At 73.1% G+C, this 2155-nt stretch carries 2 protein-coding genes; both read right to left on the bottom strand.

Annotated elements, in window-relative coordinates; all coding sequences use genetic code 11:
• The coding region (murJ, locus tag G9H71_RS22330; RefSeq protein ID WP_331273201.1) for a murein biosynthesis integral membrane protein MurJ at nt 1–918 on the bottom strand (918 nt) is incomplete at its 3' end.
• Nucleotides 915–2155: DUF6049 family protein (locus G9H71_RS22325; RefSeq protein WP_231135320.1), on the bottom strand; the 1241-nt coding region annotated here is incomplete at its 5' end. The genes murJ and G9H71_RS22325, both read right to left, overlap by 4 nt.

Genomic DNA, 2155 nt, shown 5'->3' with positions numbered 1-2155 from the left:
GACCACCGAGACCGTGATCACCGAATGCGGAAGCATGAAGAAGAGGTATGAGTTCTGATAGGCGGCGTAGCCGACGCCGTAACCGAGCTCGGCGGCCTCGGCCGCGGAGTCCACGCCGGTCGCCAGCTTCGTGACGACGATGTAGGAAATTTGGTTCACCAGTACGAACGCGATGGTCCATTTCGCCAGCGTCATCGCGTGGCCGAGACCGTGTCCTCGGAAGTCGAAGCGTGGCCGGTAGCGGTAGCCGGCGGCGCGGAGCGCGGGGGCGAGCACGAGGGCCTGGACGACGACGCCGAGCGTGGTTCCTGCACCCAGGAAGGCGATTTCGCCCGTCGAAAGGCTCTCGGAGTCCTCCACGTCAACGGTGCCGTAGACGAGGAAGGCGAGTGCGACGACGATGACGACGACGTTGTTCGCGATCGGCGCCCACATCATCGGGCCGAAGCTCCGGCGGGAGTTCAGCACCTGCCCGAGCATCGTGTAGACGCCGTAGAAGAAGATCTGCGGCAAGCACCAGTAGGCGAACGCCGTGGATACGGCCTTGTCCTGGCTCGACCAGTCCGACGAGGCGTAGGCGTCGATCAGCAACGGCGCGGCCAGTGTCCCCGCCGCGGCGAGGGCCAGGAGCAGCAGCGACGTCAGCGTCAGCAGGCGATCCGTATAGGCCTGGCCGCCGTCGGGGTCCTCCTTCGCGGCGCGGACGAGCTGCGGCACGAAGACGGAGTTGATGACGCCGCCGAGCAGGAGCAGGTAGACGATGTTCGGGACGGTGTTGGCGACGGAGTACGTCGTGTTGACCAACGCGGTGCCGATCGCCATCGCGACGACGATCGAACGTACGAAGCCCAGTGCGCGCGACGCGACGGTCCCGACCGCCATGACGCTGCTGGACCGGACCAGCCCTCCGCCGCTCACGTGTCTCCTCCTGCGCGTTCGGGCGTCGTGACCGGCTGGCCGACGGGGTCGTGGGGCTCCGGGTCGGAGTCGGTCGGCCCGGCCGCATCGGGTGGGCCGGCGGCGCTGCCCGGGCCGGGCGTCGCGGCGGCGTCCGGGCCGCGCCGACGGCGGATGATCCGCAGCGTCAGCAGCAGCACGAGCAGCGCCCCCGCCCCGATGACGACGACGGCCGCAGCGCCGCGGGCACCGCGAAGCGCGACGGTGACGACCGCCTCCTGGCCGACGACCTGGCCGCGCGGCGTGAGCAGCCGGACGGTGACGCGCACGTTGCCGTTGGCGTACACCTCCACCGGCACCTGCAGCGTGGCCGTCTGCCCCGCGGCCACCCGCACGACCGGGGTGTTGTCCATGCGGAGCCGCGGCGGTGTCGCGGAGAAGTTGAGCGCGACGCGGACGTCGTCGCCGAGGTCGTTGACGACGGTGATCGGGAGGTTCTGCGAGCCGGGCAGCGAGATGCGGCGGTTGACGACGATGCGGACCTTGCTCGCGCGCGCGTCCAGCGCCGCCCACGCCCTGCGCAGCAGTGTCGGGCCGATCGCGCGAGCGGAGACCGACTCGAGCCCCAGCCGCTCGCGCCGGTAGCGGCGGTCCGCCTTCTGCACCTCTTCGGTGCTGGCGAGCATCGAGGCGAGCCGTGCCCCTTCGGCGCCGAGCGCGGCCACCTGGTCCAGGTACGCCGGGTCGAGCTCGGCGGTGCGGGCGCTGCGCGGATACGCGAGGCGCACGTCGCCGGCGGCGTACGGGCCGTCGGGGTCCTCCGCGACGAGCTCGGCGAGCGGGACGCGGCTCATCCACCCGGCGTCCCGGACCGCGCTCGCGAGCGCGCTGAGCAGCCGCGCGTCGGGGTTCCAGCCGCGCGCCGGAGCGACGAGCATCGTGCGCGGCGCGCTTGGCCGCTCGGCGGCCTGCAGGGCGGTCTCGGCCAGCATCCGCTGGACCGCGAGCACGCGCTGGCCCGGGGTGGCCCCGCGCGACCCGGCCACGGAGCCGGAGGAGAGCACGCGGTCGGCGAGCAGCAGGCCCTGCTGCCCGCCGCCGGTCCCGGCCGCGGTGGCGCGCGCGCTGGGCGTGTAGCTCGCCTCGGGGTCGGGCTCGACCGCACCGGTGGACACCACGAGCGTGCTGGCGCCGGCCGCCGCGTAGGCCCGGGCGGTGGCGGGGTCGGCCGCGCTGCGGGCCGGCCATGCGACGGTCG

Source organism: Motilibacter deserti (assembly GCF_011250635.1).
Taxonomy (GTDB): domain Bacteria; phylum Actinomycetota; class Actinomycetes; order Motilibacterales; family Motilibacteraceae; genus Motilibacter_A; species Motilibacter_A deserti.
Note: the sequence above shows the minus strand (reverse complement) of the source record. Positions and strands in the feature narration are given on the sequence as shown.